Source organism: Streptomyces sp. NPDC002845 (genome assembly GCF_053591955.1).
The window spans coordinates 22,394-47,919 of record NZ_JBSFUU010000046.1; the positions used below are offsets into that span (position 1 = coordinate 22,394).

Annotated in this window: 20 protein-coding genes; 6 read left to right on the plus strand and 14 right to left on the minus strand. The window is 70.5% G+C overall.

Translation table 11 applies throughout. The features are described 5' to 3' along the window. Positions 1 to 29 precede the first annotated feature (29 nt). From ACWD3C_RS29285 to ACWD3C_RS29300, 4 genes are all read right to left on the minus strand, one after another. On the minus strand, positions 30 to 929 hold the full coding sequence (locus ACWD3C_RS29285; RefSeq protein ID WP_451149104.1) for an ATP/GTP-binding protein: 900 nt from the start codon (positions 927 to 929) through the stop codon (positions 30 to 32). Next, positions 875 to 1,471: a hypothetical protein gene (locus tag ACWD3C_RS29290; RefSeq protein ID WP_451149106.1), complete on the minus strand. Its 597-nt coding sequence runs from the start codon at positions 1,469 to 1,471 to the stop codon at positions 875 to 877. Before ACWD3C_RS29290 ends, ACWD3C_RS29285 begins: the two co-directional genes overlap by 55 nt. A 247-nt stretch (positions 1,472 to 1,718) precedes the next feature. Beyond that, the gene (locus ACWD3C_RS29295) at positions 1,719 to 2,729 is read right to left on the minus strand and encodes a hypothetical protein (protein WP_451149108.1); all 1,011 of its coding nucleotides are present in this window, start codon (positions 2,727 to 2,729) and stop codon (positions 1,719 to 1,721) included. Between the two features lie 204 nt (positions 2,730 to 2,933). Next, positions 2,934 to 4,196: an ATP-grasp domain-containing protein gene (locus tag ACWD3C_RS29300; protein ID WP_451149110.1), complete on the minus strand. Its 1,263-nt coding sequence runs from the start codon at positions 4,194 to 4,196 to the stop codon at positions 2,934 to 2,936. Between the two features lie 331 nt (positions 4,197 to 4,527). Between ACWD3C_RS29300 and ACWD3C_RS29305 the strand changes: the two genes are divergently transcribed. From ACWD3C_RS29305 to ACWD3C_RS29320, 4 genes are all read left to right on the plus strand, one after another. Then, on the plus strand, positions 4,528 to 5,118 hold the full coding sequence (locus tag ACWD3C_RS29305) for an XRE family transcriptional regulator (protein WP_451149112.1): 591 nt from the start codon (positions 4,528 to 4,530) through the stop codon (positions 5,116 to 5,118). Between the two features lie 298 nt (positions 5,119 to 5,416). Then, a complete protein-coding gene (locus ACWD3C_RS29310) occupies positions 5,417 to 6,001 on the plus strand; it encodes a toxin-antitoxin system, toxin component (RefSeq protein ID WP_451149114.1) in 585 nt (194 codons plus the stop codon). Positions 6,002 to 6,101: 100 nt separating this feature from the next. Further along, complete coding sequence (locus tag ACWD3C_RS29315; protein WP_451149116.1) at positions 6,102 to 7,271, plus strand: MAB_1171c family putative transporter; 1,170 nt, start codon at positions 6,102 to 6,104, stop codon at positions 7,269 to 7,271. Positions 7,272 to 7,299: 28 nt separating this feature from the next. Beyond that, positions 7,300 to 8,700 (plus strand): NAD(P)/FAD-dependent oxidoreductase, encoded by a 1,401-nt coding sequence (locus tag ACWD3C_RS29320; RefSeq protein ID WP_451149118.1) that lies wholly within the window; start codon positions 7,300 to 7,302, stop codon positions 8,698 to 8,700. Between the two features lie 129 nt (positions 8,701 to 8,829). Here the strand turns inward: ACWD3C_RS29320 and ACWD3C_RS29325 are convergent, their stop codons facing one another. From ACWD3C_RS29325 to ACWD3C_RS29370, 10 genes are read right to left on the minus strand one after another with little or no spacing between them, the layout of a single operon-like run. After that, on the minus strand, positions 8,830 to 9,744 hold the full coding sequence (locus ACWD3C_RS29325) for a replication-relaxation family protein (RefSeq protein WP_451149120.1): 915 nt from the start codon (positions 9,742 to 9,744) through the stop codon (positions 8,830 to 8,832). Beyond that, positions 9,735 to 12,365 carry an ATP/GTP-binding protein gene (locus ACWD3C_RS29330; protein WP_451149122.1) on the minus strand — a complete coding sequence of 877 codons (2,631 nt, stop codon included), beginning with the start codon at positions 12,363 to 12,365 and terminating at the stop codon, positions 9,735 to 9,737. Before ACWD3C_RS29330 ends, ACWD3C_RS29325 begins: the two co-directional genes overlap by 10 nt. After that, positions 12,341 to 12,979 (minus strand): hypothetical protein, encoded by a 639-nt coding sequence (locus tag ACWD3C_RS29335; protein WP_451149124.1) that lies wholly within the window; start codon positions 12,977 to 12,979, stop codon positions 12,341 to 12,343. Before ACWD3C_RS29335 ends, ACWD3C_RS29330 begins: the two co-directional genes overlap by 25 nt. Then, positions 12,976 to 14,127, minus strand: a complete 1,152-nt coding sequence (locus ACWD3C_RS29340; RefSeq protein ID WP_451149126.1) for a C40 family peptidase — start codon at positions 14,125 to 14,127, stop codon at positions 12,976 to 12,978. Before ACWD3C_RS29340 ends, ACWD3C_RS29335 begins: the two co-directional genes overlap by 4 nt. Further along, complete coding sequence (locus tag ACWD3C_RS29345; protein ID WP_451149128.1) at positions 14,124 to 16,943, minus strand: hypothetical protein; 2,820 nt, start codon at positions 16,941 to 16,943, stop codon at positions 14,124 to 14,126. Before ACWD3C_RS29345 ends, ACWD3C_RS29340 begins: the two co-directional genes overlap by 4 nt. 1 nt (position 16,944) lies before the next feature. Further along, positions 16,945 to 17,301 (minus strand): hypothetical protein, encoded by a 357-nt coding sequence (locus ACWD3C_RS29350; RefSeq protein WP_451149130.1) that lies wholly within the window; start codon positions 17,299 to 17,301, stop codon positions 16,945 to 16,947. Then, positions 17,301 to 19,991 (minus strand): ATP-binding protein, encoded by a 2,691-nt coding sequence (locus ACWD3C_RS29355; protein WP_451149132.1) that lies wholly within the window; start codon positions 19,989 to 19,991, stop codon positions 17,301 to 17,303. Before ACWD3C_RS29355 ends, ACWD3C_RS29350 begins: the two co-directional genes overlap by 1 nt. Next, the gene (locus ACWD3C_RS29360; protein ID WP_451149134.1) at positions 19,988 to 20,569 is read right to left on the minus strand and encodes a hypothetical protein; all 582 of its coding nucleotides are present in this window, start codon (positions 20,567 to 20,569) and stop codon (positions 19,988 to 19,990) included. Before ACWD3C_RS29360 ends, ACWD3C_RS29355 begins: the two co-directional genes overlap by 4 nt. After that, entirely contained in the window at positions 20,566 to 20,907 is a 342-nt protein-coding gene (locus tag ACWD3C_RS29365) for a hypothetical protein (protein WP_451149136.1), read from the minus strand. Before ACWD3C_RS29365 ends, ACWD3C_RS29360 begins: the two co-directional genes overlap by 4 nt. Beyond that, positions 20,904 to 21,836, minus strand: a complete 933-nt coding sequence (locus ACWD3C_RS29370; RefSeq protein WP_451149138.1) for a conjugal transfer protein — start codon at positions 21,834 to 21,836, stop codon at positions 20,904 to 20,906. The genes ACWD3C_RS29365 and ACWD3C_RS29370 overlap by 4 nt, the downstream gene beginning before the upstream one ends. A 707-nt stretch (positions 21,837 to 22,543) precedes the next feature. On the opposite strand from ACWD3C_RS29370, the gene ACWD3C_RS29375 reads away from it, so the two are divergent. Beyond that, positions 22,544 to 23,995: a hypothetical protein gene (locus ACWD3C_RS29375; RefSeq protein ID WP_451149140.1), complete on the plus strand. Its 1,452-nt coding sequence runs from the start codon at positions 22,544 to 22,546 to the stop codon at positions 23,993 to 23,995. Continuing rightward, the gene (locus tag ACWD3C_RS29380) at positions 23,992 to 25,446 is read left to right on the plus strand and encodes a hypothetical protein (protein ID WP_451149142.1); all 1,455 of its coding nucleotides are present in this window, start codon (positions 23,992 to 23,994) and stop codon (positions 25,444 to 25,446) included. The genes ACWD3C_RS29375 and ACWD3C_RS29380 overlap by 4 nt, the downstream gene beginning before the upstream one ends. Positions 25,447 to 25,526 lie beyond the last annotated feature (80 nt).

Genomic DNA, 25,526 nt, shown 5'->3' on the forward strand with positions numbered 1-25,526 from the left:
CCTACAGGCCCTTCGATCTCGTGCGACGTTTACGAATTGACGGCCTGCGACTCGACGATGGTCACTGCCACCGAGGAGTTGCGGACCTCGGTCAGTTGGCCGGCCGCCCCGCCACCGTTCACCTGCCAGTCGATGACCCAGGTCGAGGTCGCGGTGACCTTGTACGTGCCGCCCGGCGCGTCAGCCGACGGCTGGGCGTAGACGTGACCGCAGTCCGGCGACTTCTTCAGCCCGTACGACTTCTGGTAGACCGTGCCGGGACTTGTGCAGGTGACCGAGGTGCCGTCCCCCATCGCCCACACGATCTGCGACACCTCCGCCGTGGCAGTCACCGTGACCCCGCCGGCCGAAGCGCTCGCCGTGTTCGGCCCCCACGTGGTCTGCGACTGCTCCACGGCCATCCACACGGGCATCCCCACCAGGCCCTTGCCACCGGGCTTGGGGTTGATGTTGATGTCGGGGCCTTCCAGCAGCATCTTGTCGAGCGCCTGCTGCGCCAGGTCCTGCGGATCCACCTGGGGCGCGGGCTGGTCCTGCCTCACGACGACGAAGCCGTCGGTGTTGTTCTGACCACCGTCCGAACAACTGCGGAAGTACAGGTCGTTCGTCTTGGGATCGGCGCCGTTCCAGGCCGGATGGTTGGCCGGCGGCTCTGGATCGACCTTGGTCAGCTCGCACTCCAGCTTGCTGTCGCTGCCGCCCTGCGAGCCGCCCGCCTGCCCGCCACTCCCGTCGGTCGTGTCGTCGACGCCGACACCGACGCAGAACTTGATGACCTGGCACTTGCCCGCATCGACATCGGGGTCGTCGTCGGCCTGCGCGGTACCGGCTGAGGCCAGGACGAGGGCGCCGGTGAGTACGGCGAGGCGTCGGGTCAGCAGGCTTGATCTTGAGCGGTCAACTTTGTGACCATCCACTTCGTCCCCCACTTTTCCAGCGTTGCGGTGCTGACGTACTTGGTGAGTCGCTCCGATGGCAGCGGGACCTCCTTCTTCGAGGTCTTGTCGATCAGGGTCCAGTTCGTGGTGTCGACGCAGTCCGCGATCGTGGCCTTGGGGATCTCGGCGTCGGTCACTTTGACGACCTTCGGGTGGATGACGGGATTCCCGGTCGTCACCTGTCCGGCCTGCCGCATGGCGGACAAGTCGTTCTCGATGTCGGCCAGGGCCTGGAGAGTGGTGCTCTTCTTCAGGCCGGTGCCTGCGGAGGATGCCTTCTTGTAGGCCTCGGTCTGCGCGTCCCACGAGCTGGTGTACGCCGCGATGACAGCGGTGTCCTCGGCGTCGGCGGTGGAACTGGGGGACGGCGAGCCGGCCGTTTGAGTACGGCTGGGCTTGGACGGTGACGAGTCCGCGTCGCTGTCGCTGCAACCGGCCAGCGCCAGCAGACTCCCTGCGAGGAGCAGGGCAGTTGCGGGCTTCCGGGTGCGAACAGCGGCGGGCCCAGACGGGTGTGGTTGTGCACGTGTCACGTTGTCTCCCCATGCGACGTGGTGCGGCGTGCCCGCCGGATCCGGCTGCCGGTGCACGGCAGTCCGGTCAACTTCCCGGTTCGGCACCTGAGTTCACCAGTACAGCCCGGAACGTCGGCGGCCGCTTTGAGGACAGAAAGCCGGTCTGTGGTTCGGTCCCTCACTTGTCCCGCTCCCCAAGGGCCCTCCGGGCGGAGCAGACGGTGCGGACGGGCTGTTCTGGGCGAGGTGTGCTCGCAGCGGGCGCTCATCGAGAGTCCACGTGCTGCCACTCGGAGTTCGTCAATCGCGCGCTCGTCGGGGTCAGCTCGGCGAGGACCTGCCCCTGGTACGTGTCTGTGATCAGAGCGCCTCTCGTAGCGCTGTAGAGAGACTGCACCTCATTGGGGATGAGCTCGTAGCTGCTCCGGTACTGGGACTTGACCAGCGACTCCTGGGTGTGCGCGGTGCCGAAGGAGGCGAGGACTGCGCCGTTGGCCGTCTTCAGCGCGTACACCCTCTTGGAGGCCGGGTCCTCGGCGAAGAACTTCTTGGTCGCGTGGCCCTCTGCGGTGCCGCTCTTCTCGCTGTCCCGGTAGACCCGGACCGCCTGCTTGGTCAGTTTCGTGGGCGTCAGCTTCTTGCCCTCCCGCGTCCCTCCGGTCTCGAACAGGTCCTCATACGCGGGGCTGAGCTGGTCCGGGGCGAGTGTGCCGACCCGCTTCGAGGGGTCGACGACCGTGGCGAGCCCGTACCGGTCGACGGCAATTTTGGGTATCGACTCCCCGTCCCCCTCGTAGAACGCCATGACCATCTTGTAGGTCCCGTCGACCTTGTCGAAGAACAGCAGGCCGCGGGACTTGGACGAGGAGGCGGTGACCTCGACCGCAAACCAGGAAGCGGTGCCGGCGGCGGGGATGTAGTACGTGCGGCTCTGGTACGTGAAGGGGGATCCGTACCGCTTCTGTTTCTTCTTCGGCCATGTCTTCCACTGGACGTAGTCGGCCTGGTCCTGCACGTAGAGCTGCCCGGCTTCGACCGTGCCCAGCAGCTTTGCGTTCCGGGTGCTGTTCGCCTTGTTGTTGACGTTCTCGTAGGTGTCGAGCACCTGCTTGGCGGCCTGCTCTGTGACCACGCCCTGCGGGGTGGCACTCGCGCTCGGACTGGGATCCTCGGCCGCGTCGGTGCCTGAGGCGGCGCTGCATGCGGTGAGGGCGACCGCCGTGGTCACGCCGATGGCGAGCACGGTCAGCTGGCGCAGGCGCGTGGGGCGGGACATGGGATGGTGTTCCTCCTCTTGGAACGATGTGATGTGGGGGGGGAGGGAGAAGCCGGCGCGGGGCCGTGTGCGGGCTTTGGACACGGAGGGCGCCGTCGACCAAGCTGCGGGCTGCATCTCCAGCAACCGTTGGCGTCACCGGACCAGCGTGACTGCGCAGTGCGCGGTACGTGTCAGGTCGTCTCCCCATGTGAAGCGGCATGGTCAAGGGGCGCCGACCGGACTGGGCACCGGCCGTCGGATGCGTGCGGAGACGTGCTCGGCGACCGCGTCGAGCTGCACCGTGCACTGGGCTGCGTCCTCGCCCGTGACCACCCAGTACGCGAGACGGTCCTGGGCACCGCAGCGCGGCGGTCCGAGAACCGTGCCGCCGGTCTCCCGCATCGGGATGAAGCGGTCCACCCAGTGCTGGCTCTCCAGAGCCGGGCCGGGCGGGGTGATGCGCGCCAGTTCTCCCGAGGCGTGGGGGTAGAGGAACCGGACCGCGGCGGCCTTTTGCCGCGTGGGGAGCATGTCGGGAAAGGCGCCGGTGGCCAGTCGGGCCGCCGTCCTGGCGAGATCGATGCCGGTGGCGCGGGCCACCAGCAGCGGCACCAGGTCGTCGGCTAGGCCTGGGCTGATCTGCACCACGTGCGGCCCGCTGCGGGTCAGACGCACCTGCACCTGAACCACGCCGACGGACAGGCCCAGTACGGCCAGCGCCCGGCCTATGAGCTCTCTGAGCGCGTCGTCCTGGAGCAGCTCGTCGGCGCCGTCGACGCTGTGGCCGAACGGACTGGTAGCCAGCTCCGGCCGTATGTCGGAGCGGGTCACGGCGATGATCTGTATCTCCTGAGGGGAGACGACTACCGCCTCGACCCCGATCTCCGGGCCGTCGAGTCCGAACTCCTCGACCGTCACCGGCGCGACGAACGGCTCACCGGCGCTGGCCTGGCTGAGCGTCCGGTACGCCGTGCGGACCTCGTCGTCACCGTCCGCCCGAATCAGCGTGCCACCCGCGGCAGTTGCGGTGAGGGAGACAGGACCGCGCACTGCTCGGGCGGCTTCGACTGCGTTGTCCTCGTCGTGAACGGCGGCGGACGGCACCGCGGGCACGCCGTGGTCTTGCAGCAGCCGGCACGTCCACGCCGGGTTGCGGCAGGCGTCCATGGTCTGGGGTGCGTTGCCGGGCAGTCCCAGCTGCTGGGCCATCCGGGCCGCGAGAACGGCACGCCGCTGGTCGTAGGCGATGACTCCGCCGACGGGACGGCTGGCGGTGAACTCAGCTACCGCGGTGGCGACTTCGTCGGGACAAGCCAGGGCGGCGGTGATCTCGCCGGTGAGGTAGGGGCGGGCCCAGAGCGGAATGGGGTGGTCGACCAGTACCACGGGATGCTCGGCGACGATCTGCAGGAAGGTGTGGAGGTGGATTTCACGGGTGCCGGCACCCACGAGCAGTACGGGGCGGCGGCGTGTTGCGGTGTGCACGGGGCGCCCTCCGGACGTCAGACTGCGTCAGTTTGGTGACCGTCGGCCACGAGCGCGGCAATGCGGGCCTCGTGGCCGACGGCCGGTCAGCGTCCGCGCGCCCCTGGACGGTGCACGGCCGCTGACCGGGCCTTGGTGAGCGCGGGCGTACGCGAGAACCCTCACCTGCGGTACGAAAGTCGGCCCTTACGCCGGGTGGTGATCCTTCTACCCAACACGCCGAGTGTCAACTATTGCTGCCCAATGAGGTAGTAATAGTTGGCGGTCTGGCTGTGGAGGGGGTGAACGGCTACCCTCACCTCGGCATCAGCGACCGATCGGAGACTTCTCGGTGAGAGATGCGAACACCCTCGCCGACACGCTCGAGCGAATCTCCCAGGTGACGGGACACGAGATCCCTTCCCTGCCCGAGATCCTCAACGTGGAGGACCTGGCCAAGCGCTCGGGCGTGCCCGCCGACGTGGTGGCCGCGCTCCTGTCCGGCCGGGAGGTGCCCGAGCCTGACCTCGCCGCACGAGTGCGCCAGCGCCTGGAATTCGTCCGCCAGACTCAGAGGAGGCCGGACGGCAAACGGTATTCCCTGGGGGAGCTCGCGGGCATCGCGGGCACCAGCCGTCAATGGCTCAGTGAGTGGCGCACGAAGGGCATGCCGAGCATGGAGCACGCCGAGCGGCTCCGGAGTCACTTCAGCCTGCCGGCGGGATTCTTCACCGCAACCGCTCCGGAAGCCCTCAACGGCGCACTGCAGAAGGAACTGCGCGAGCTGGAGACCGCGGCAGACCCGAAGGCGAGGCTCCGTGACGCCGGGCTGCTGCAAATCGCCGAGCGCGCAGCCGACATGGACCCCCAGCAGCGCGCAACCCTCCTGAAATTCGCCGAGTGGATCCTGACCGAGGACCGCAAGGAGAACACCGAAGGGTGATCGTGCAAGCCTCACCGCAAGGTCACCACCGCGCCAAAACCGCGACGGTTTCCGGTCACCAGGTCTCGGTCTCGTTCCCCCTTGCCGCGCTGTACACCTTTTGTCCCTCCCGTGCTCCCGCCTCTCTCATGGGCCACATGTGGCTGTCCGGACACGGGATTTGGCATATTGACGACAGCAACTACCCAGGAAAGGCGGACAGGCGCCAGCCGATAAGGAGACGACCGGCCGCCCACGACAGGCTCCGGCGTCAAGAGGACACCTGGCACCGGCCCGCACGAACGTTTCGGGGAGAGCGGTGAGCAAGAGCAAAGAGATGCGGCGGCTGGCCGAGCGCTTCGTTGCGGACCTGACCCTCCCGGCGCCCGCGGCCCCTGACGCGCTGCTCCACGAACTGACGCGTCTGGCCGCAGAAGAACGCGGGCGCGAGGTGGTGCTGCGCACCGAGGTCTTCCCGCCCCAGACCGCCACCGGCTTGTGGATGGAGCTCAAGACCCACGACATCATCGTCATCGACCAGCGCGCGGCACCCTGGCACCAGCTGGTGATCTTCTTCCATGAGGTGTGGCACATGCTGCACGGTGACTGCGGCATCCATGTCGGCGATGACACGGTCGCCGCACGGCTGCTGGCCGACGAAGCCGATCTCGGCGCGGTGGTCGTCAACCTGGCGGCGCGTACCACCTTCCATGAGCAGGCCGAGCAGGACGCCGAGCGTTTCGGGCTGATCATGTGGCAGCAACTGGCGCCGTGGCTGGAGGGGGCAGCCGACACGGCCGCCTCCGACGGGCTGGCCGTACGCATCGGGGCATCGCTGAGAGGCATCTCCGACACTCCCGGTACAGGTGTGCGGCGTCCGCGGCCGGGCCGGAGACCGGCGTGACACGACACCCGGCCAGGCCGCAGCCGGCTGTCGCACTCGCCGGCGTGCCGGGGCGACTGACGTGCCTGAGCGGTAACCCGCCTCGGCGGGAGTCCTGCAGATGAAGCCCACGACCCTCTATCTGGTTCCGATCGTGGGCCTGGTCATCGCTTTCGCACTGCATCTGCCCGTGCGGAGGAAATGGCGGATACCCGTCGTCAGATCGGGCTACGCCGTCCTGCTCATCGGAGCCCTGACGCTCTTTCACGCACAACCTGCCGTGATCCGCGAAGTCAACGCCATCACCGGCGTCGCCAACTTCTCCGCGCCACTCGTGTACGCCCTCAACACGAGCTTCAGCGGCGCGATCGTCGCCCTCATGATCAACTGGAGAGGCGGGGAGCCGGACCGGATCCGCCGTGCCTGGCAGCTGTGCCTGAGCATCTACACCGCCTGCGCGGCAGCCGTGATCGTCTTGTTCGCCCTGGGCGACGCCCCCGTCGAACGGCTGACCGACTTCGACAGCTACTACGCCACCACCCCCTTCATCCGCGAGATGATCGTCCTGTACCTGGCCGCTCATACCGTCGCGGTCGCCACCCTCATGCGACTGTGCCAGGCCTGGCAGCGCGAGGTCGACGGCGCGCTCCGCACCGGCCTGTGGATGATCCTCATAGGCGGCTGGTTCGACTTCGGTTTCCAGTTCTCGAAGTACATCTCGGTCGTGGCCCGGTGGACCGGACACGACCTTGACTTCTTCTCCACCTCCATAGCCCCGGTCATGGTCTCCACCGCCGCCTTCCTCGTCGCAGCGGGCTTCACACTGCCCCGCGTCAGCCGGCCAATAGCCGCCCAGTGGAAGGCCCACGACGAGTACCGGCAGCTGGCCCCTCTGTGGTCCACGCTGAGCCACGTCGGCGTTCCCATCCAGCCCCTGGTCACATGGTGGCAGTCACCGGAGTACCGGCTGAGTCTGCGCCAGATAGCCATCCACGACGCGCTGCTGCGGCTCAACCCGCACTTCGACCAGCGAGTCCACGCCAGCGCCCGGGCATCCGCCCTGGCAGACGGCCAGCCGGCAGCCAGCGCGGACATCACCGCCGAGGCAGCCGTGATCGCCGCGGCTGTCGAGTCCTCCGCCGCCGGCGCACCACCGTGCAACCCCGACGGCGCCTACAAGCTCACCTCCACGCACGGATCCGTCCGCACACTGGTGGAACTCTCCCGAGCCCTGCCCCAACCACCCGCAGCGGTAGGGCGCGCCCACGAAGCACCTCCGAACACTGCGTGACAGTTCCACAGAAAGGACACATTCCCCCATGCGCCGTGCCATCGTGATCGGCGGCGGTCTGGCCGGCTTGCTCGCCGCAACCGCCGTCAGCAAGGCCGTCGACACCGTCACCGTCATCGAGCGGGACGAACTGCCGGACGGTCCCCGCCCCCGCAAGGGCCTGCCCCAGGCACGGCACATCCACACCCTCATGGCCGGCGGCGCCGAAGCCATCGACAAACTGCTGCCCGGCACCACGGACTACCTGCTCGCCGAAGGCGCCCACTTCCAACCGCTCACCTCCCACATGGTGGCCCTGTCACCGGAGGGCTGGTACCGGCGCTGGCGCCCCACCCACTACCTGATCACCGTCAGCCGGGACCTCCTGGACCACGTGGTCCGCACCCAAGTCCTGAAGGACGAACGCATCGAAGTACTGTCGGGCCGCCAGGCGACCGGTCTGCTCGGCAGCAGCCATCGCGTGAGCGGTGTCACCCTCACCACGGCCGGACCCAGCCGTGACACGGAGGAGCTGACAGCCGACCTCGTCATCGATGCCTCCGGCCGGGGCTCCCGGGCCACCACCTGGCTCGCCGACCTCGGCATCACCGGCATACCCGAGCACACCATGGACACCGGCCTCACATACGCCACCCGCATCTACCGCGCCCTCGACGGCGCCGAAACCATTCCCGTGATCAACGTGATGGCCGACCCCCGCGGGACGGGCCCAGGACAAGCCGCCGCCCTCGCACCGATCGAGAACGGCCAGTGGATCGTCAGCCTCGGCGGCACCCGCGGCGGCGAACCCACCGCCGATCCCGAGGACTTCGTGCGCTTCGCACGCTCCCTGCGCCACCCCCTCATCGGCGACATCATCTCCCGCGCTCACCCCCTCACCGACGTCACGCTCACCCACAGCACCCGCAACCGCCGCCGCTACTTCGAGAAAGCCCGGAACTGGCCGGAGAACTTCATCGCCCTGGGCGACTCCATCGCCACCTTCAACCCGGTCTACGGCCAGGGCATGAGCGTCGCCGCACAAGGCGCCCTCGCCCTGCACCGCCACCTGGCCCGCACCGGTGACGTCCGCTCGCCCGGCCTGGCCCGCCGCGTCCAACGCGCCACAGCCGGCCCCGTCGAGGCCGCATGGGCCCTGGCCACCGCCCAGGACATCCACTACACCGACGCCCACGACCAGGCCCCCACCCTGCAGGACCGCCTCGTCGCCTCCTTCACCAGCCGACTGTCGCGCACAGCAACCGGATCATTCTTCATGGCCACCGCCCTGACCGACGTCACCAGCATGCGCAAGGGCGCCACCCGCCTCCTGCGCCCCTCCGTCCTGGCCGCCGCCCTCACGGGACCACTCCTGCCCCCGCTCGCGGAACCTCCGCTGACCGAGCGGGAACGCCGCCTCCTGCAACTCGAAGCCCTCAACACGGATTGACGGGCGGTTTCTGGAGGAGACGCCAGAGCGCTGGGGAGGAACGGCCAGTGAGTGGGGTGCCGGGTCATGAACGTGGTGTCCGCCTGGCCCTGGTACGGCATAGGACGCGAACGCGGACAACGCCCCATGTCACAGCTCGGTCCACGGGCAGGGCTTGCCGCCGGCCAGCGGAACCCACACGTCAGAGGTGGGGCCGTGCTCTTCGAGGTCGTCCAGGACGACCGCTCCCAGCGGCACTTCGCGGGCCAGGTCAGCCACGAGGGGATGATGGGCGACCATGGCCTTGAGGTCGCTGATCCGGTTGTCCATCGCCTGACGCCCAGCGCCGGTCAGCACGAAAAGGACCCGGGGAAACACCGGGTACCAGCGCAGCCAGCCGGGCCCGGCGGCAGGTCGGCGCCGACCGACAGGCTGTGGTTCGTACGACCACAGCCTCGCGTACTCGATCAGCTTGGCGGCCAGGCGCTCGCTGCTCATGGTGGCCCGGTCGACCTCGACGAACGCCCTCAGTTTCCGCCGCTGTTGGCCGTCGATGAGGGTGTAGTGCATGAGCGCGTCGGCTACGACCTTCTCGCCGTCGCCGATCGCGTGGAACACCTCGGGGGTCCAGTCGAGGTGGCCGTGTTCGTCGCCGCGGCGGCGGGCATCGGCGACGAATACCAGGTGGGTGCGCAGGACGGTGAGGGTGTGCGGGGTTTTCAGTGAGGCGGCTGTGGTCGAGGTGATTGGGTACGGCGGGCGGCCGCGCAGCGCGGGCCAGTCCCTCGTGAGGCGGGCGCCCTTCGGGGTGAGGTACCAGACCCGGGTGCGGTTGGACTGGGGCAGCACGACGAAGTCGACCAGGCGCTCGCCGAGCAACTGGTTCAGCCGCTCCGAGACCGACTGGCGGGAGCGGTCGGGCCGCAGCAGGACGTGCAACTGGTTGGTGGAGGCCATGCGGTGCTGGGCGAGCGTGGCCAGGAGTTGATGCACGAGAGGCTCCACGGGGCTGGGCGTGAAGCCCGCCGCCGTACGGTCCTTCGGCTGGGCGGTGGTCAGTTCCATTCGTCTTCCTTCGACAGGGGGACAGCGGTGGCGCCGGCGGGGGAGTGCTCGGCGAGGAAGGCGGCGACGCGACCGAGCTGCTTCGCGGCGCGCTCGGTGAGCTGGTCCAGCGGAAGCGCCCCGGCGTTCGCGTAGGCGGCCCGCTCCAGCGCGGGGACGTCCTTCGGGCAGGCCTGGGCGGCGAAGACGTCGTCGAGATGGGGCCCGCGCAGCTGGACGGGCCCGACCCGGCGGCCGTGCACGTTCATGGACACGTAGTGCTCGAACCGCTCCATGGTGGCGACCCGGTCGGGGCTGGGATTGTCTCCCCACTCGGCGGTGATGGGCGCGATCGCAGACTTCGAACCGGCGGTGGTGGCCAGCGTGGACGCGTTCTGCACCAAGGACAGCCGCACCGGCGTGGGAAGGCGGGACAGCAGCTGAGTCATGCCATGGACGTGGCACCGGTACTTGCGGAAATCCTCGAACATCGCGGCGATGGTCTCCGGGGCCGCGCCGGTCAGTGTGATCAGCTCGTCGAAGTACGGGCGGAACGGCACCCGCCTCTCTTCGGGCGTGTCGCGCCGGGAGCGTGCGGCGCGCAGCAGATCGCGGGCGAGCAGCGCGGTCAAGAGGCGGTCGGTGGGCCCGTTGCCGCCCGGGCACACCCACACGATCATCTTGGAGTCCATCGCCGCGCGGATGTTGTAGACACCGATTCCCTGGCCGAGGAAGGCGCGGGTGATGGGGTTGGCGGCAAGGCGGGCGATCGGGTTGAGGACGACGGCGAATGCGTCGGGTGGCAGGGTCGGGAACACCGCCTGCCACCACGCGCGGGTCTCCTCATCCAGCCGGCCCGCCACAGCGGTGAGCGCTGCTTTGCGGAACTTGGCGTCGGTGATCAGGGCCCGTACGTGGAAGATCGTGGCCTGGTCCTCGGGCCGGCCGGCCTGGCAGGCGGCCTCGTTGACCGCGACCAGGACAGTGAGCGCGGCGGTGAGGATGGTGAGTGCGCGCGGGGCGGTCGCGTCGTCCCAGGCCAGTGTGGAGGCGTAGGCGTCGGCGATCGCCTCGACGACCTCGTGCGCCGCCTGGCCCTGGTGCATCCCGAGCGGATTCCACGAACTCACCCGCGGCGAGGGGCCGAGGCCGTTGAGGTCGATCAGCGCGATCCGCGGCATCAGGGCCTCGTGCGCGAGGAACGTGGTGGCCCGCGGCCAGGAGTCGCGGTGCGGGTCGACGAAGACCAGCCCGCCGCCCGCGTGTGCCCAGCCGATCGCCTGCGCCAGGGCCCGCTCGGTCTTGCCGCCGCCCGCCTTGCCGACCCCGACCTCGAACAGGGTTTCCTCGGCGTGGGTGGCGACCAGCCGCTCGCGGCCGTCCGGTCCGCGGTAGATGCCCTGCAGCAGCAACTCGGGCTCGCCGAAGGCGAAGGTCGGCAGGTCACCGGCGAGCACCGGCAGACGGCAGTGCGTGGTCGGGGGCTTGAGCAGGCCGGTCAGCTCCTCCAGCCGGACCCAGTTCGCGCGGGGCGGCTGGCAGTGCCCCCGATTCCAGCGGCGCTCGAAGCCACGGCGGGTGGGCCAGTGGTCGGCGCCCACTCGCCACGGTCCCAGCCTCCAGCCGCGCATGGCCCACCGGGAGCGGCCGCCGAACACGTCGAGGCCGGCCTGGAGTTGGGCGAGCCGGGCCTGGGCGCGGCCCTCGGTGTTCGAGGCGCACAGGACGAGCAGCTGGACTCGGACCAGGTGGTCGTCCTCGGCGAGCTTGCCCAGCGCCTCCGCCGACTCCACCCGACGGGGCACCGGCGGCATCACCAGCCTCCGCCCGGCGCCCGAGCTGGGCTTGTCACTGAGGAGCTGCTGCAGCTGCCAGCCCAGGGAGTCCTCGATGCCGCTGGCGTCCTGCCGCAGCCAGCGCGCGGCCCGCTGGGCCTCCCGGCGTTCGGACCGGCGCGCGGTGCTCATCAGCTGCAGGCGGCGCGCCCGCAACGCCCACTTCGGGGCGCGCTGGATGTCGAGCCGGATCTCGGCGAGGTCGCCGAGTTCGGCGCGCAGGTCGGCCACGGCGTCGACGAGAGGCTGGAGCGGGTCGGGGGTGAGCGGCACCTCGCGCAGCGGAGAGATGAGTTTGCCGCGCAGGATGAACTCGGCCCGCACAGTGTGCGTCCGGGGCTCGTCGACGATCGGCCGGGACCGGTTGACGGTGACGTCCGGCCCGAACGGGGTGATCGACAACAAGCGTTCACCGCCCGCCGGGCCCTCGATGCGGTAGCGCAACGGCGCACTGCCGTCCGCGCGCAGCCGGATCTGTACGGCCTTGGCTCTGCGGGGCGCCCACCAGGGCATGGCCGTGGAGGCGCGGGCGAGCTGCACGCCGCGGCGGAAGATCTCCTCCAGGCTCGGGTCGAAGTGCCGGTTGGAGACGAGCTCCAGGGCCATCCGCTCGGCCGAAGCCTTGGCCGCGAGCCGACGTACCACCAGCTCACCCACGCCCCAGCACGCGGCGATCGCCAGGGCGAGCAGGTACCAGTGGTCGTAGAGCCAGTCGGCGGCGTCGACCAGGCCGGTGACCAGGCCGAGTACCTGACCAGCGGCCGTGTCATCGGCCCGGTCGGTCAGGTACGGGGCTGCGGAGTCCACGTCGCTACTCCCTTCTTGATAGTGCGGGTGAAGAACCAGTCGGTGATGCGGAGGTCGGTGAAGGTGCCGCCGCGGTCCATGCCGGCCCACACCAGATGGACCACCGCCTTGTCCGGGCTGCCGTCGCGGCGAGCGATCGCGGCCTGGATACGGAAGCGAGCGGTGGCGAACGCCGGGGCTACCACCTGGCCCGAGTCGGGGAAAACCTCTGGCCACTTCGCGCGGCCGACTCCGGTGGCGTCCGCGCGAAGTAGAGCGCGCCCGGCGGTAAGCAACTCCCGCTCGTCGTCGGAGGCAAGGTCGACGGGCCAGGCGGCCTCCAGGTTCCGCTGGACCGCCGGGTCGCCGGCCACGCCCTCGCCGTGCGGCGGCAGAGCGGACTCGACGGCCGACGGGGTCGATGCGGCGGGCGTCGCGGAGCGAGACGTGCCAGCGGTCGGCTTGCTGGCGGGAGGCACTGTGGCCGCCGATGATGGATCCGTAGTCGCGTACGCGGTCGACGCCGGGGCCGGTTGCTCCTGACCGTGCGGCACGCCCAGCAGGGCGATACCCGCGACGGCGAGCACGACGGTGCTCAGCAACAGCAGGCGCGGTGAGCGCGGGGCGGTGGTCACAGCAGCCGCGCTCCCCCCGCAAAACCCGACATCGCGTTGACGGCGTCCAGGCGCACCACGGTCCCCGGGCGGGGAGCGTTGACCATTTTTCCGCTGCCCACGTAGATCCCGACGTGATAGATCGTGGAATCGCGTCCGGGAGCGGTGGCGTAGAAGACGAGGTCACCGGCCTTGAGCGCGCTCGTGCCGAGGCTGGCCGGGATCCGCTTGCCGACACCGGCCTGGGAGGCCGCGACGCGCGGCAGGCTGATGCCGACCTTCGCGTACGCGTACTGGGTCAGCCCGGAGCAGTCGAAGCCCTTGATGTTGGTGCCGCTCTTCCCGCTGGGGGAGCAGCAGATGCCGTACGACTTGCCGCTCGCGTTGCCGCCGCCCCACGAGTACGGGACACCGCGCTGGGAGAGCGCCGCCTCGATGATGGTGCGGATCTGCCCGGACACGTTCTTCAGGCCCGGGTCCTTGGCGGCCGCCGTGTACTGGTCGATCCAGCCCAGCACATTGGCGACGTACTCATTGGAGTGGTTGTACTGCAGGATCGCGGCCTTCAGCTGCGCCCGCTTCGTCAGATCACGGCCGTTGCCGCACAGGTAGATCGCGGCGCCGAGGGCGGCGTCGTCGGCGTTGTGCGGGTCGGCGGCCTTGTCGCCGCCTGTGTCCTTTCCGACTCCCTCCCAGGTGGACGGCAAGAATTGGAAAGGACCGACCGCGCGCTCCCCGGTGGCGGTGCCGTCCCAGCGGCCGTTGTCGGTGTCGGGGAAGACGGTGGTGTTGCCGCCGGCCCCGGAGCCGTTGAGGAGCACCCCGTAGATGCGCGGGCGGATGTCGCCGCCTGCGGCGATGTTCCGGCCGATGGCGTGGTTGGACTCGACCTTGGCGATCCCGGCGAGGATCGGCCAGCGCATGCCCTGGCACGTGGGCACATGCTTGCCGACCTGCTGGACGGCCTTCTTGTAGGCGGTGAGCATGCGCGGCGGGATGTCCGCGGCACTGCCGCCCTCGGCGATCCCGCCGTCGTCCTGCGCCCACGTCTTCAGCGCGACGTAGGCGCTGATCGCGTTCCCTACCGGTACGGCACAGCACACGGCGGCGAACAGCAGCAGGACCACCACACACCCCCACCGCGCCATGCGGCGCCGGGCCGGCCTCACTCGTCCTCACCGCCCTCCCGCTGCCGGTCCCGCTCCTGGCGCATCCGCTCGGCGTCGGGCGCGGTCCGCCGCATCAGCTCCTGGAACCGGGCTCGCGCCTCGTCACGGGTGCTGCTGGTGCCTGCGCCTGGGGGAAGGACCGGCCCGGGCCTGGTCGGTTCCGGGCTTGCCGGACGACGGGGCGCACCGCCTGTGAGCCGCGTCGGGGACGTCGGCGGCGTGGACGCCAGTGCGGCGCTGCCTCCGGCCGGAGACGTCGGCGCGCCGGGCCGCGGGGCGGCCGGCCTCGTACGGCCCGCGGAACTGGAGGAACCGGTCGGACGCGGAGCCGGGGCCGCCCGGGTCGGCAGGCGACGGCTGACGAACGGGCCGGGTCCGCCCCTGTCGTCGGTGCGCTCCCGCAGGACACGGGACACATGACGCCCCGTGTCGGCCCAGGCCCGGCCGTCCTCGCGGACCGTGTTGCCCCACACCCGCACCTGCTGCCGGGCATCCTGCGAATACCGCGAGCCTCCCGACCGGGCCCGGCGGACGCCTGCCGGCAAGCCGGCCGTCGCCCCGTACGCGGTCCGGCCGCCCCGGTTGAGGATGCGGTAACCGCGGAAGCGCACGAGGCGGTTGTGGGCCCGGGTCGACAGCAGTGTGCGGTCGGCGTGCTGGTCGTGCAGCACCTGGCCGGTGTCGCGGTCGACGACCTGCCCGTGCTCGTTGCGGTACCGGTCAGGCGGACCTGAGGGCCGGCGCGGCCCGGTGCCGCCTGAACCGCCGTCCCCGCCGTCCGGCGGGCCGCCCGGGTTCGGGTCGCCGTCGGCCGTGGGCTTGCGCCACTTGGCCAACTGCTCCTTGTCCGGCCGGCGGCCGATCAGCAGCCAGTGCGCGCCCTTCGCGCCGAGCCGTGCGCCCAGGGAGCCCACGGCCGCGGCCGCGGTGAGCGGAGCCAGACCGCGCCCGGCTTCGGCAGTGGCATCAGCAAGCACCCGGCCGGTGTCCACCGGCATGCCCGCACCGTCGGACAGAGAGGTGAGCGCGCCCAACAGACGCTGGCGGGTGCCGAGCATCCCGTACCGGCCGCCACCGCCGCCGGTGAAGGCGCGCAGTCCGCCGCCGTATCCGCTCATCGCTGCGGGGGAGTTCATAGCGAGCGCGGCGCCGAGCTCGGAGGTGTCGCCCGGCAGGTGGGTGCCGCCGACCTTGGCGTAGCGCATCCGCATGGCCATGCGCCGGCCGAAGGACGTGATCCCGGTCAGCAGCCTGCGATGCCCGGCCGCACCGGCGATGGCCAGCACGTCGATCAGCAGGATTCGTTCCACCATCAGGTCCGGGCCGTCGGTGATGGTGGCGTCGACGGCGATCCCGAAGAACGGCACGAAGGCGCAGATCCCAACCACGGCCAGGGCCGAGATGGCCCAGATCGACAACCACTTCCAGACCGACTGGCGCGCGGGCCCGGGCAGCATTCCCGCGATGAGGGTGACGCCGCCGGCGGCCGCCGCCGCGGCGCAGACGCCCTGGGTGCCGAGCATCACGATCGCGCTGGACAGCAGCATGCCGCAGATGAACAGGGCGGCGATCAGCAGCAGGGCGGCGCCTCCGACGCGCCACCAGGTGGGTTTTTCGGCGTAGGCGGCGCACGTTTTGCCGACGTCGCCGGCCTTCTTCATGTCGTGCAGGAAGGCGTCGAACTCACGGTCCTCGTCGGTGACGATCGCGTTGGAGGCGTCCAGCAACTGGCCGCCAGGGGTGAGGGAGGGCAGGCTGCCGCTGCCGTGGGAGGCGTCGCCGTTGCCCTGTTCGCAGAGGTCTTTGGCCGCACCGGTGAGCAGACTGCAGGCGTCCTCCCGGCCGTCCGAGGCCTCTTCGCTGGTGTCGTGTTCGCAGTGTTCTCTGGCCGCACCGGAGAGCAGGCTGCAGGCGTTGTCCTCGTCGTCATCCTTCTGGGCGCCGGCTTTGTAGCCGCCGGTGACCCACTTCAGGTGGACGGCGTACGCCGTGCGGTCGGAAGCCTTGGCCGGGTCGAGGATGCGCCCGTACTGCAGCAGCATGAAAGGTTTCGTGATCAGCGCGTTGGTGATCGAGTCCTGGAGCGGACGGGCCACGTCCGTCGCGGAGATCGGGGCTCGGGCTTCCCGCTCCAGGCACTTGACCTCCTCCATGCCGGCCATGCCGTCGCACGGGCCACGGCTGGCGAGCTTGCCGCCCCAGTCGTAGGAGTTGACGCTCTCCTTGGCGACCTCGGCGGCCACCTGCTGGCTCTGCCCCAGCGGCCCGTCCTGGGCGAGCAGGTAGTCGGGGCGGACGAAGGCCGACGCCGCGAAAGCCGCGATCAGCAGGGTCAGGAAGATTTCGCCCAGCCCGCGCCCGACCCGCCCGCGCACGATCATGAAACCGGCGAAGACGAACGCCCAGGCCAGCAAGAGCGCCTTCAGCCCGAGCGTGTCGACGACCACGTCGTTGTAGGCATCGGCGACCTTCTGCGCCGGGCGGGTGAGGATCTTCAGTAGCGGGAACCGGAAGGCGAGCTCGATCGACCAGCCCGCCAGTCCGACCAGCAGCCGGATGAGGGTGAACAGCCCGGACAGGGCGAAGGCCAGGGCTTGCGCCTTGAAGGCGAAAATGGATCCCCCTGAAGCGTTCAGCTCGTAGCCGTTGATCGGCACCCCCTCCGAGGAGGTGATGTTCAGCGGCGCGAGCAGGTCACCGGTCTCGCTGTCGCCGCTCGCCGCGTACACGACCTGGCTGTTCACGATGAGGAACACGCCGGTGAGCAGCACGACGAAGCCGGCCGAGCGGAGAGTCGCGCGGTCTGGACGGAACATTTCAGCGCCGCCTTTGCCCAACGGCGCTCCGGAGCCGCCACACCACGAAGGCGGCTAGGCCCGCACCGGCCGACACCAGCCTCCACGCCGCACCGGCAACGCCCGGCTGCTCGGCGGAGGCAGTCGTTGTGGTGCCCCGCTCGCAGGAGTCTTTGACCGGGCCCACGATCAGGTCGCACGGATCCTGGTCCGCGGGGCGGGCGTCAGCGGCGAAGGCCTGCCCCGTGTCCGGCCACCACGCCTGAGGCACACCCACCCCGACGGCCAGGACGAGCACGCCGAGAGCGAGGGCGATGACAATGAGGACACCCGCGGCCGCAGCACGGCGCCGAGAGAGGTCCCAGGAAGAAGAGGTCATCAGACGATTTCCTTCGGACGGGGCCCCGCGGCCTCACCAGCGAGCGGCTCAGGAACAGACGGCGAGGCGGCGCTCGTGCGGCGTCCTGGTGTGGTGGTGATGGACGTGGTGATGCGCGGGATACGGGGGATGGAGACTTTGACCCGGCCGGTGTTCTGCCGCGGGCAGGTCAGCAGGAACTCGCCCTCCCGGCCCTTGCGGCCGACGGGGGACAGGCCGGTGGTCACCAGCCGGAGCAACTCCGGGTCGTTCTGGTCGAGGCCGACGAACTCCAGGCCGCGGCGGGCGCGTTCGCGGTCGGTGGTGCGGGCGAGCGCGCGGTAGGCCATCAGGCCACGGTCGGGGCCGAGTTCCTCGGCGTCGTGGGAGGCAGCGAGGAGGCCGGCGCCGTGCTTGCGGCCGTCGTGGAGGATCTCGTGCACCAGCGCGGTGCCCTCGGCCGACGAGGTGAGCCAGTACAACTCGTCCGCGACCACCGCGGTGAACCGCGCCGGGTCCTCGAACGCGGTCTGCCGGGCGAGTGCGGCGATCAGATACAGCACGGCGCGCCCGATCAGCGCCTCCAGCGGCTGCTGATGCAGGACCTCCGGATTGTCGAAAGCCGCTTTGGGCGGCAACTTCAGACCCGCCGTCGTGATCACGATCATGTCGGAGGCGCTGGAGGCGTCCAGCCGCACCGGCGGCAGCGTGGGATCGAAAACCATCCGGGCCAGGGAGTTGGTGGCCACCACGCGGACGAGGCCGGCGAGGCTGGCGGCTGCGTCCTGGCGCTTTCCCACCTCGCTCGTGGCCATCTCCTCGAGGACCTGAATCACACGGTGCATGGACGGCTGGGCGTGGGCGGCGGCCTGCTCGACGGCGTGGTGCAGGACCTCGCCGTTGGTGCTCATCGGGCCGATGCCGAGCTGCAGAGTGAGGTAGGACAGGGCGTAGTGGCGGCCTTCAGGGCCGTCGAACATGCGCAGCGGGTCGATGGACACCTCGGCCTGGGCGGCGTCGATGATCTGGACGCGGCCCTTGGCTGCGGTGCGGGCGAAGGTGGCCCACTCGCGTACGGGGGTGCGGTCGATGCAGATCGCGCAGCCGCCGCGGGCCCACACCGCCTCCGCGATCAGCTTCTGCAGGACGCTCTTGCCCGCTCCCAGGTCCCCGACGATGCCCATGGAGGCGGACGCGTCGACCTTGGGCGCATCTGCCACGTTGATCATCACGGGGCGGCTGGTACCGCAGTCCAGGTCGATGCCCAGGCACATTCCGTTCGGGTCACCGACCTCCGCGGTGGTGAAGGCCCCGCCCAACGCCCAGTCCTCGGAGACCTGATGTTGCGTGAACTCCCGCACCACGCCGGGCCGTACGGTGCCGGGCAGGCCGAGGGTGAACAGGGCCTCCTGCAGGCCGGCAGGGCGCACCGCCCGGTAGTCGGCGCCACCCAGCAGCGCGGCCAACGCCCGGGCGCGGGCGTCGCAGACGGCGGCGGTCGGCCCCCACACCGTCAGGACGGTGACGGACTGCACCTCGACCTCGACCGACGTACGCGACAGGCGGGCATCCAGCTCGCCCAGGTCGCGGGCGGCCTCGGTCAGCGAGGCCGGCATCCCGGTGGGCCGCGCGTCGTACTGGTCGGCCTGGTCGATGAGTTCGTTCTTCTTGCGCCGCACCTGGTCGCGGGCCTTCTCCGCGGACACCAGAGTGAGGTCGACGGCGTAATCGACGGGGAAATCGAGGGTTTCCAACTGCGCGAACAAGTCGGCCGCGTCCTGGCTGACCGCAGGCGGGCACTCGGCCAGCACCAACTGCGCCTGATAGCCCACCCCAGCCTCGGATTCGACCTGCAGCCAGCGCCGCCCCAGCGGCGAGCCGGTGTTCAGCCGCCACCAGGCCTTGCGGCCCGACCGCGTGATCCGGCCCGCGCTCTTGAGCTCGTCGACGTCGTCGAGGTCGGGGTCGATGCCGCCTTCCTGCAGGCGCACTTGACCGAGGTCGGCGTAGCTGGGGGAGCGCAGCACCCCGTCACGCAGGTGCCCGCCGTACAGATCGCTGGTCTCGGCTTCCGCCAGCAGCGGCTCGGCAAGGCCTCGATGGAGGGCGTGCTGGATCATCCACACGATCTCCGCCGGGCGCGCCGGACGGAAGGCGATCCCGCCGGCGAGCGCGGCCTCCACCCGGGAGGCCTGCTCGCGGTAGGCACTCACCTCGCGCCGTGCCACGGGCGCCGGGCGCATGCCCAGCATCGGAGACAGCTCCGCCCACGCCGCACCGAGCGACGCCGACACCTGTAGACCGGTCTGATCGGTCTGCAGCGGCACCGCCAGCCACAATGTGCGGCGGTGCATCTCCTGGTCGTCCAGCAGATCCAGGGCCGCCTCGACGTTCTCCACCCACGGGTGCGCTCCCGCGTCCGGTGCTGTCTCGGCCGGCTCGATGCCCTCGATCATCCGCAGGGCGATCTCGCCCGGGTCGACCTGCGCGCACACTCCGAACAACCGTGGCGCCCCGGACAACGACCTCACCAAATGTGTGATCTTGGCGAGCTGTTCGTCGCGGACCGCGGCGGGCACGTAGGTGCCCTGGACGGTCTCTTCGTTCTGTCCCTGCGCGTCCGGGCCCGGGTGAAGGCGGTAGACGGCCCACACGCTGCCGTGCGTCGACCAGAGAAGGTGCCCGGCGATGTGACGGATCGGAACCCTCATCGCACACCCCCGCCCTGCGAGGTGAGTGCGAGCAGCTGCTGAACACCCGACACCGGCCCCACCGGCACTGCGGGAGCGGCCGGCTCCGTGCGACGACGCGTGGACGTGCGAGCTGCGGCCGGGTTCGGGTGCGGCGCCCGGCTGGTGTGCCGCTGAGCCGGGCGGGACGGTGTGGCTGCCAGAGCGGGGCTGAGTGTGTCCTCGATCGTGAAGCCGCCGAGCAGCGGGTGGGGAGCGCGGTCGCGGGCGGCCCGCCCGCCGATCCGCCCGCCCTGGGGCTGCCATCCCAGCAGCACCCAGCCCAAAGCGGCCTGCATCGGGGCACGGCCCCGGATCTTCGGACGGCGGACTGCCCAGATCGCCAGCAGCCACGCCGCGATCGGGATCGGCCCCAGCATCGACCACCAGCTGATGGTCTTGACCAGAAGGAAGCCGCCGACGGCGGCGACCGCGATCTGCGCAGGTGTATACGGGCCGAGGGGGATCTTCCAGTCCGCGACCTTCCCCAGCACCCAGGGATGGCGACGGGCGGCGGTGTAGAAGCGCCCTACCCGCCCAGCCGCGGCGGCCGCGCTCACAGCCAGCCTCCCGCGCCGACGGAGTGCTCCCGCACGACCGCATCAGAACCGCGCTCGATTCCGGGGACAGCGGGCGCGCCCTTGGCCGGGTTCTTGACCTCGTCCTCGAACATGTCCGAGAGGTCCTCGCGGGAGTTGTACAACCCCAGCGCGGTGATCATCAGCAATAGGGCGCCGATCCCCGCCTTGAGGCTGAATTTTTGGATCATGATGACGACGACGAGCACGAGCAGTCCGGCCTGCAGACCCTTGGTCGCCCAGTCCTGGAGCATGGTGATCCACGAGTCGCCGAGGTCGTCCAGCTGCCCGGCGAGCATCAGGCTGTTCACGGTGTTCACCGGGCACCCCCGTGCTGAGCGGTGCCGGACTCAAGCGCTGCGACTTCCCACCGGCCCGAGCGGGCCGTGAGCGTGAGCTCGTACGCCAGCGGCCACCGCCCGCCCAAGTCCCGGGCTTCCACGTGTGCGAGGACGCGGACCTTCGTGCCGTCGGCCGGCACCTGCTCGGCGGCCGCAGCCTCCTCGACGGCGGAGACCTGCTGCACCGTGACCGTCGTGTACGGGGCGGGCGAGACGGCGGTGAGCTGCACGCCGGGTGCGAGGTAGCGGTCCACCTCTCCGGCACCGGTCAGGTAGGCGGCGAGGAACTCCCCGAGCGCGGACGACAGATCGCCCTCCGGGACACTCACGCCGTACGACGACTTCGGCACCTCGGCCCGGGACGGGCCGATCACCACGCCCGGCGCACCGGTCACGGCGAACGAGGCGCCTGCGCGATCGGCGGCCACCGGCACGGCGTAGTACCGCACCGATCCGTCGGCGTATTGCGCAGCCACCGTGACCGACCACGCACCGTCGGAGCGCTGCGCACTGCGCACCGCCATCACGGACTGAGGCGTCGACTGCGCATCCGCGGCGGGGTCGGGCAGTTCGACGTTGGGTGCCATCGACTGCGCAAGCCGCGCCTGCGCACTCGTCGCGTCATCCGCGCTGCTGCGCAACCACGTGCTGACGAACAGCTGCGCATAGCCGGACGGGTCGGCGGCCACCGCCGTGGTGCGCACGGCGGTGGGCTTGGTCGAGGTGGCCGCCTCGACCGTGGTCGGGGTGGAGGTGACGGCGACGCCCAGGGCGATCGGGCCGGCCGCGATGACGGTCCAGAACGCCAGGCGCGAAAGACGGACGCGGCGCCGCATCGCCTCCAGCCGGGCGCCTGCCGCCATCGGAGCAGCGGCCTCGCTCGTAGAGGCCTGCTTGCCAGGAGACATGGTCAAACTCCCAGGTCAGAACGAATGTTGCTGACCTTGAGAAAACCCGCCGACCCCGACCCGACCACCGACCACGAGACCCCGACCACGGTCACGATGGAGACACGAAGTCCATGGTCGGGGTCATGGTCGGCCCGACCATGACCCCGACCATGGGTCAGCCGCGAGCTGGCGACCGCTCACCCTGTCCTGCGCAAGCCCCTACTGCCGGCGACCGCTGCGAGGCCTTCATGCCGCGCGGCTATCGGACCCGTACACCGATGCGCAGACGGCATCCGCCCGGGACGGCGGCGGAGCCTCGCAGCGCGCCATCCGAACCTGCGCACCCGAACATCAGGAACCCGCGGGCGGACTGCGCAGCCGCTCCACGCCACCCGACTGCGCACGACCCTCGACCAGTTGCACAGCCCCGATTGCGCACCGCCCGTCCGGGTCTGCGCAATCGGGCCTGCGCACCGAGTGCCCGCCGGGCTGACGCCGCGTGGTCGGCCCGACCATGAGCCCGACCACGGCAGCTAGACGGGCATGTTGCCGGATCGTGACCGATGGTCGGGGCTGGTGGCCGTCAGCCTGGTCGGGGTCGGCGAGTGAGCTGACGTCATGGAACACACGCACGCCTCCACACCCAGGACCACCGGCCGCCCCACCTCGGCGAGCCTGGTGCGCCGCCGTGGCCACCGCGCGCAGCCGGCGTCGGGGGCACGGCGGTGAGCCGCTTCGGTGTGGGGATCCGCCGGGGCGTGATGGCCGGCGATCAGTTCACCCAGATCGCCAACGCGCTGTTCCGCGACGCCCAGCTGTCGTTCAAAGCGAAGGGGATCTTCGGGTACGTCAGTACGCACCGAAACGGCTGGCAGGTGACGATCGCCGACCTCGTCCGCCTGGGCCCGGACGGACGGGAAACCGTCCGTACCGCCCTGAAGGAACTGGAGGCGCACGGCTACCTGATCCGTGAACGCCTGCGCCGCCCGGACGGCACCCTCGGCGAGATCGTCTACTGCATCACCGACCGCCCGGCCACCCTGGACATCGCGCTGATCGAAGCCGACTTGGTGGTCACCGCCCCCGAGACCGACTCGACCGGCGGGTTCGGTGCGGGGATCCGCCGGGGCGTGATGGCCGGCGACCAGTTCACCCAGATCGCCAACGCGCTATTCCGCGACGCCCAGCTGTCCTTCAAGGCCAAGGGACTGTTCGGACTGCTCTCCACGCACCGGGAGGGCTGGCGGATGACCGTCACAGACATCGCCCGCCGCGGCCGCGACGGCGAGTCAGCCGTCAAGAGCGGGCTGAAGGAACTGGAGAAACACGGCTTCCTGGTCCGCGAACGCGAGCGCGACCCAGACGGCACCCTCGGCGCGGTCGCTTACCTCATCACCGATCTGCCGGCCCTGCAAGACACCAGGTCACAACCAGAGTCGGGTTTTCCACCAGTGGATGACCCTACGTTGGCTGATCGATCCACTAAGAACACCATCAGTAAGAAGACCAACAAGCAGCACACCAGTTCCCTCCGTCCGTGCGACCGCGCCGAAGCCGCGAGCACGAACGGAAGGACAGCCCCCCCGGACGCGGCAGCGTCCTCGACGCCTCCACCCCCGGCAGACGAGATGCATCCGGGGATCCGGCTGCTGCTCGAGATCGGAGCGAGCCGTCCCGAACTGCTGCTGACCGGGAAGCCGCTGACCGATCAGGGGCGAGTGGCGACCGTGATGATGGACGCCGGCTGGAGTGCTGCGCAGCTGCGCCACGTCATTACCGACCGGCCCCTGCCGCGCCCGGTGCGTACCTCGGTCGGGGCGATCATCGCCGCCCGGCTCCGTGCCGCCCAGGCCTACCCGCCGCCCGCCACTGCGGCGGACCACCACGATGCGCCCCCGTGGGACCAGCCGCTCGCTTCGGCGCCAACCGGACGGTCGTCGACGTCCGCCGCCCGCACGGTGACCGAGGCCCTGACCTACCGGGCCCTCGTCGAATGCGCCGGCTGCGGCGCTCCCGGAACCGCCCCCGGCGAAGACCTCTGCCCGGCCTGCCTCGGCTGGCCGCTGTGCCAAACCTGCCCCGGACCCACACCGCGGCGCGCCCACCCCGACGGCGACGGCAGCTGCACCTCCTGCCATGCCGCGCTGACCCGCGAGAGCGAAGGAAGCAGATCATGACGGACACCCTGCGCACCCCGCCGCCCACCGCCACGCCCTCCTTGCGGCCCTTCGCCGGCGACCCCACCCGGTGGGAGGCGGAACGCTCACGCGCCCTGCGGACCGGCCACGTCCGCGGCACCGCGTGCTCAGCCGCGTGCGAGCCCGTGCTGGTGTACGAGCGCACCCGGTGGGGCTGGCTCGCCTGGACCATCCCCGGCGACGGCACCCTGCCCGAGCAACCTCATCAGATCGGCGTTCTCACCCCGTCCGCGTCGCGTGTACAGCGCCTGGCCCTGCGTTGGCTGACCAGGCGCCCCGCACAGCGCATCGCCCTGGCCCTCACCATCCCCGGATCCCTGAGGCTCTCCGCCGCCGCCGTCGCCCCCATCAGCCTGGTCGTCGGCCTGTTCGCTCTAGTCCGCGGCATTCCCGTCGACGTCGTGCTGCCGGCGATGCTGCTCGCTCCGCTGCTCGCCGAGTACCTGCCGGGACAGCTGGACGCGCGGGCCCGCGAACACGTGCGCACTGTCGAAGACGACGCCGCCTGCCGGTACCTGCAGCGCCTCGCCACCCTGCACACCTCCCTCGTCCAGGCCGCCGCCGGCAGCGACCGCTACGAGCTGCGCCGCTCGGCCGAGATCGGCCAATGCCTGCTGTGGGACTCCGCCGGCCTGCTCCAGAACCAGGACACCCGCTCGGCCTCGGCCGACCTCATCGCCCGCGAACGGCTGATGGTCCAGCTCGCCGACCAGGTCGCCCAGATGCTGAAGCGCACCCACACCGAGGACGGCCCAGCCGACGCGGACCAGCCCCGCGGGCACGAGGGGCCGTTGGGCCCGTACCCGCCCGGCTTCGAGCAGACGGCACGGCCCGCACCTCGACGCACGTCCGGTACGTCACCACTGAAGGGATTCCACCCCATGCCCCAGACCCAGCCCGATCACGCTGCCCGCGCTGCGGACGTCTACCTGCTGTTCGCGCACGAGCCGTACTACCCCGGACCCGGCGCCCAGGAGATCAACACGACCCTGGTGCCTGCTGCCTCGCTGCTCCACCCCCGGGTACAGCAGCCCGACGGGGCCCAGATCCACGACCGTCTCACCCGAGGACGCCAGCCGGGCGAGATCGTTCCGCTGGCCACCCTCACCCATGAACTGGGTGGCGGTGCCGACTGGCCGACGGTCGGCGACTGGGAACGCATCACCACCGACCTGCTGCAGCTCGTCCGCGACGGGGAGTGCGATGCCCTCAGCCTCGGCCTGCCCGAGATCGCACGTGCCCTCATCTGCACCGGACCGCACAGCCACGTGCGCGCCTTCGACGCCGCGGCCGGTGAGTTCATCGCCTACGGACCAGCGGAGCGTGCCGCCGTCCTGGCCGAGGTCGACACGTTCCTCGCCTGCCTGGCGGCCGAGCAGGACCTCTGGCCCGGCGACGGCCTCCTGGCCCCGCTCTGCCGGCGCGCGTGAGACCGCGATGAGCCGCAGGCCGCATGGGCCCGACCGGCCCCGAGGGAAGCGGAGTGCAGACGCTGTTCGGATATGAACCA

Coding starts and splice junctions, on each gene's coding strand:
- ACWD3C_RS29295 (WP_451149108.1), bottom strand. CDS start 2,729: ATGTCCCGCCCCACGCGCCTGCGCCAGCTGACCGTGCTCGCCATCGGC.
- ACWD3C_RS29315 (WP_451149116.1), top strand. CDS start 6,102: ATGAAGCCCACGACCCTCTATCTGGTTCCGATCGTGGGCCTGGTCATC.
- ACWD3C_RS29320 (WP_451149118.1), top strand. CDS start 7,300: ATGCGCCGTGCCATCGTGATCGGCGGCGGTCTGGCCGGCTTGCTCGCC.
- ACWD3C_RS29325 (WP_451149120.1), bottom strand. CDS start 9,744: ATGGAACTGACCACCGCCCAGCCGAAGGACCGTACGGCGGCGGGCTTC.
- ACWD3C_RS29345 (WP_451149128.1), bottom strand. CDS start 16,943: ATGTTCCGTCCAGACCGCGCGACTCTCCGCTCGGCCGGCTTCGTCGTG.
- ACWD3C_RS29350 (WP_451149130.1), bottom strand. CDS start 17,301: ATGACCTCTTCTTCCTGGGACCTCTCTCGGCGCCGTGCTGCGGCCGCG.
- ACWD3C_RS29355 (WP_451149132.1), bottom strand. CDS start 19,991: ATGAGGGTTCCGATCCGTCACATCGCCGGGCACCTTCTCTGGTCGACG.
- ACWD3C_RS29370 (WP_451149138.1), bottom strand. CDS start 21,836: ATGTCTCCTGGCAAGCAGGCCTCTACGAGCGAGGCCGCTGCTCCGATG.
- ACWD3C_RS29380 (WP_451149142.1), top strand. CDS start 23,992: ATGACGGACACCCTGCGCACCCCGCCGCCCACCGCCACGCCCTCCTTG.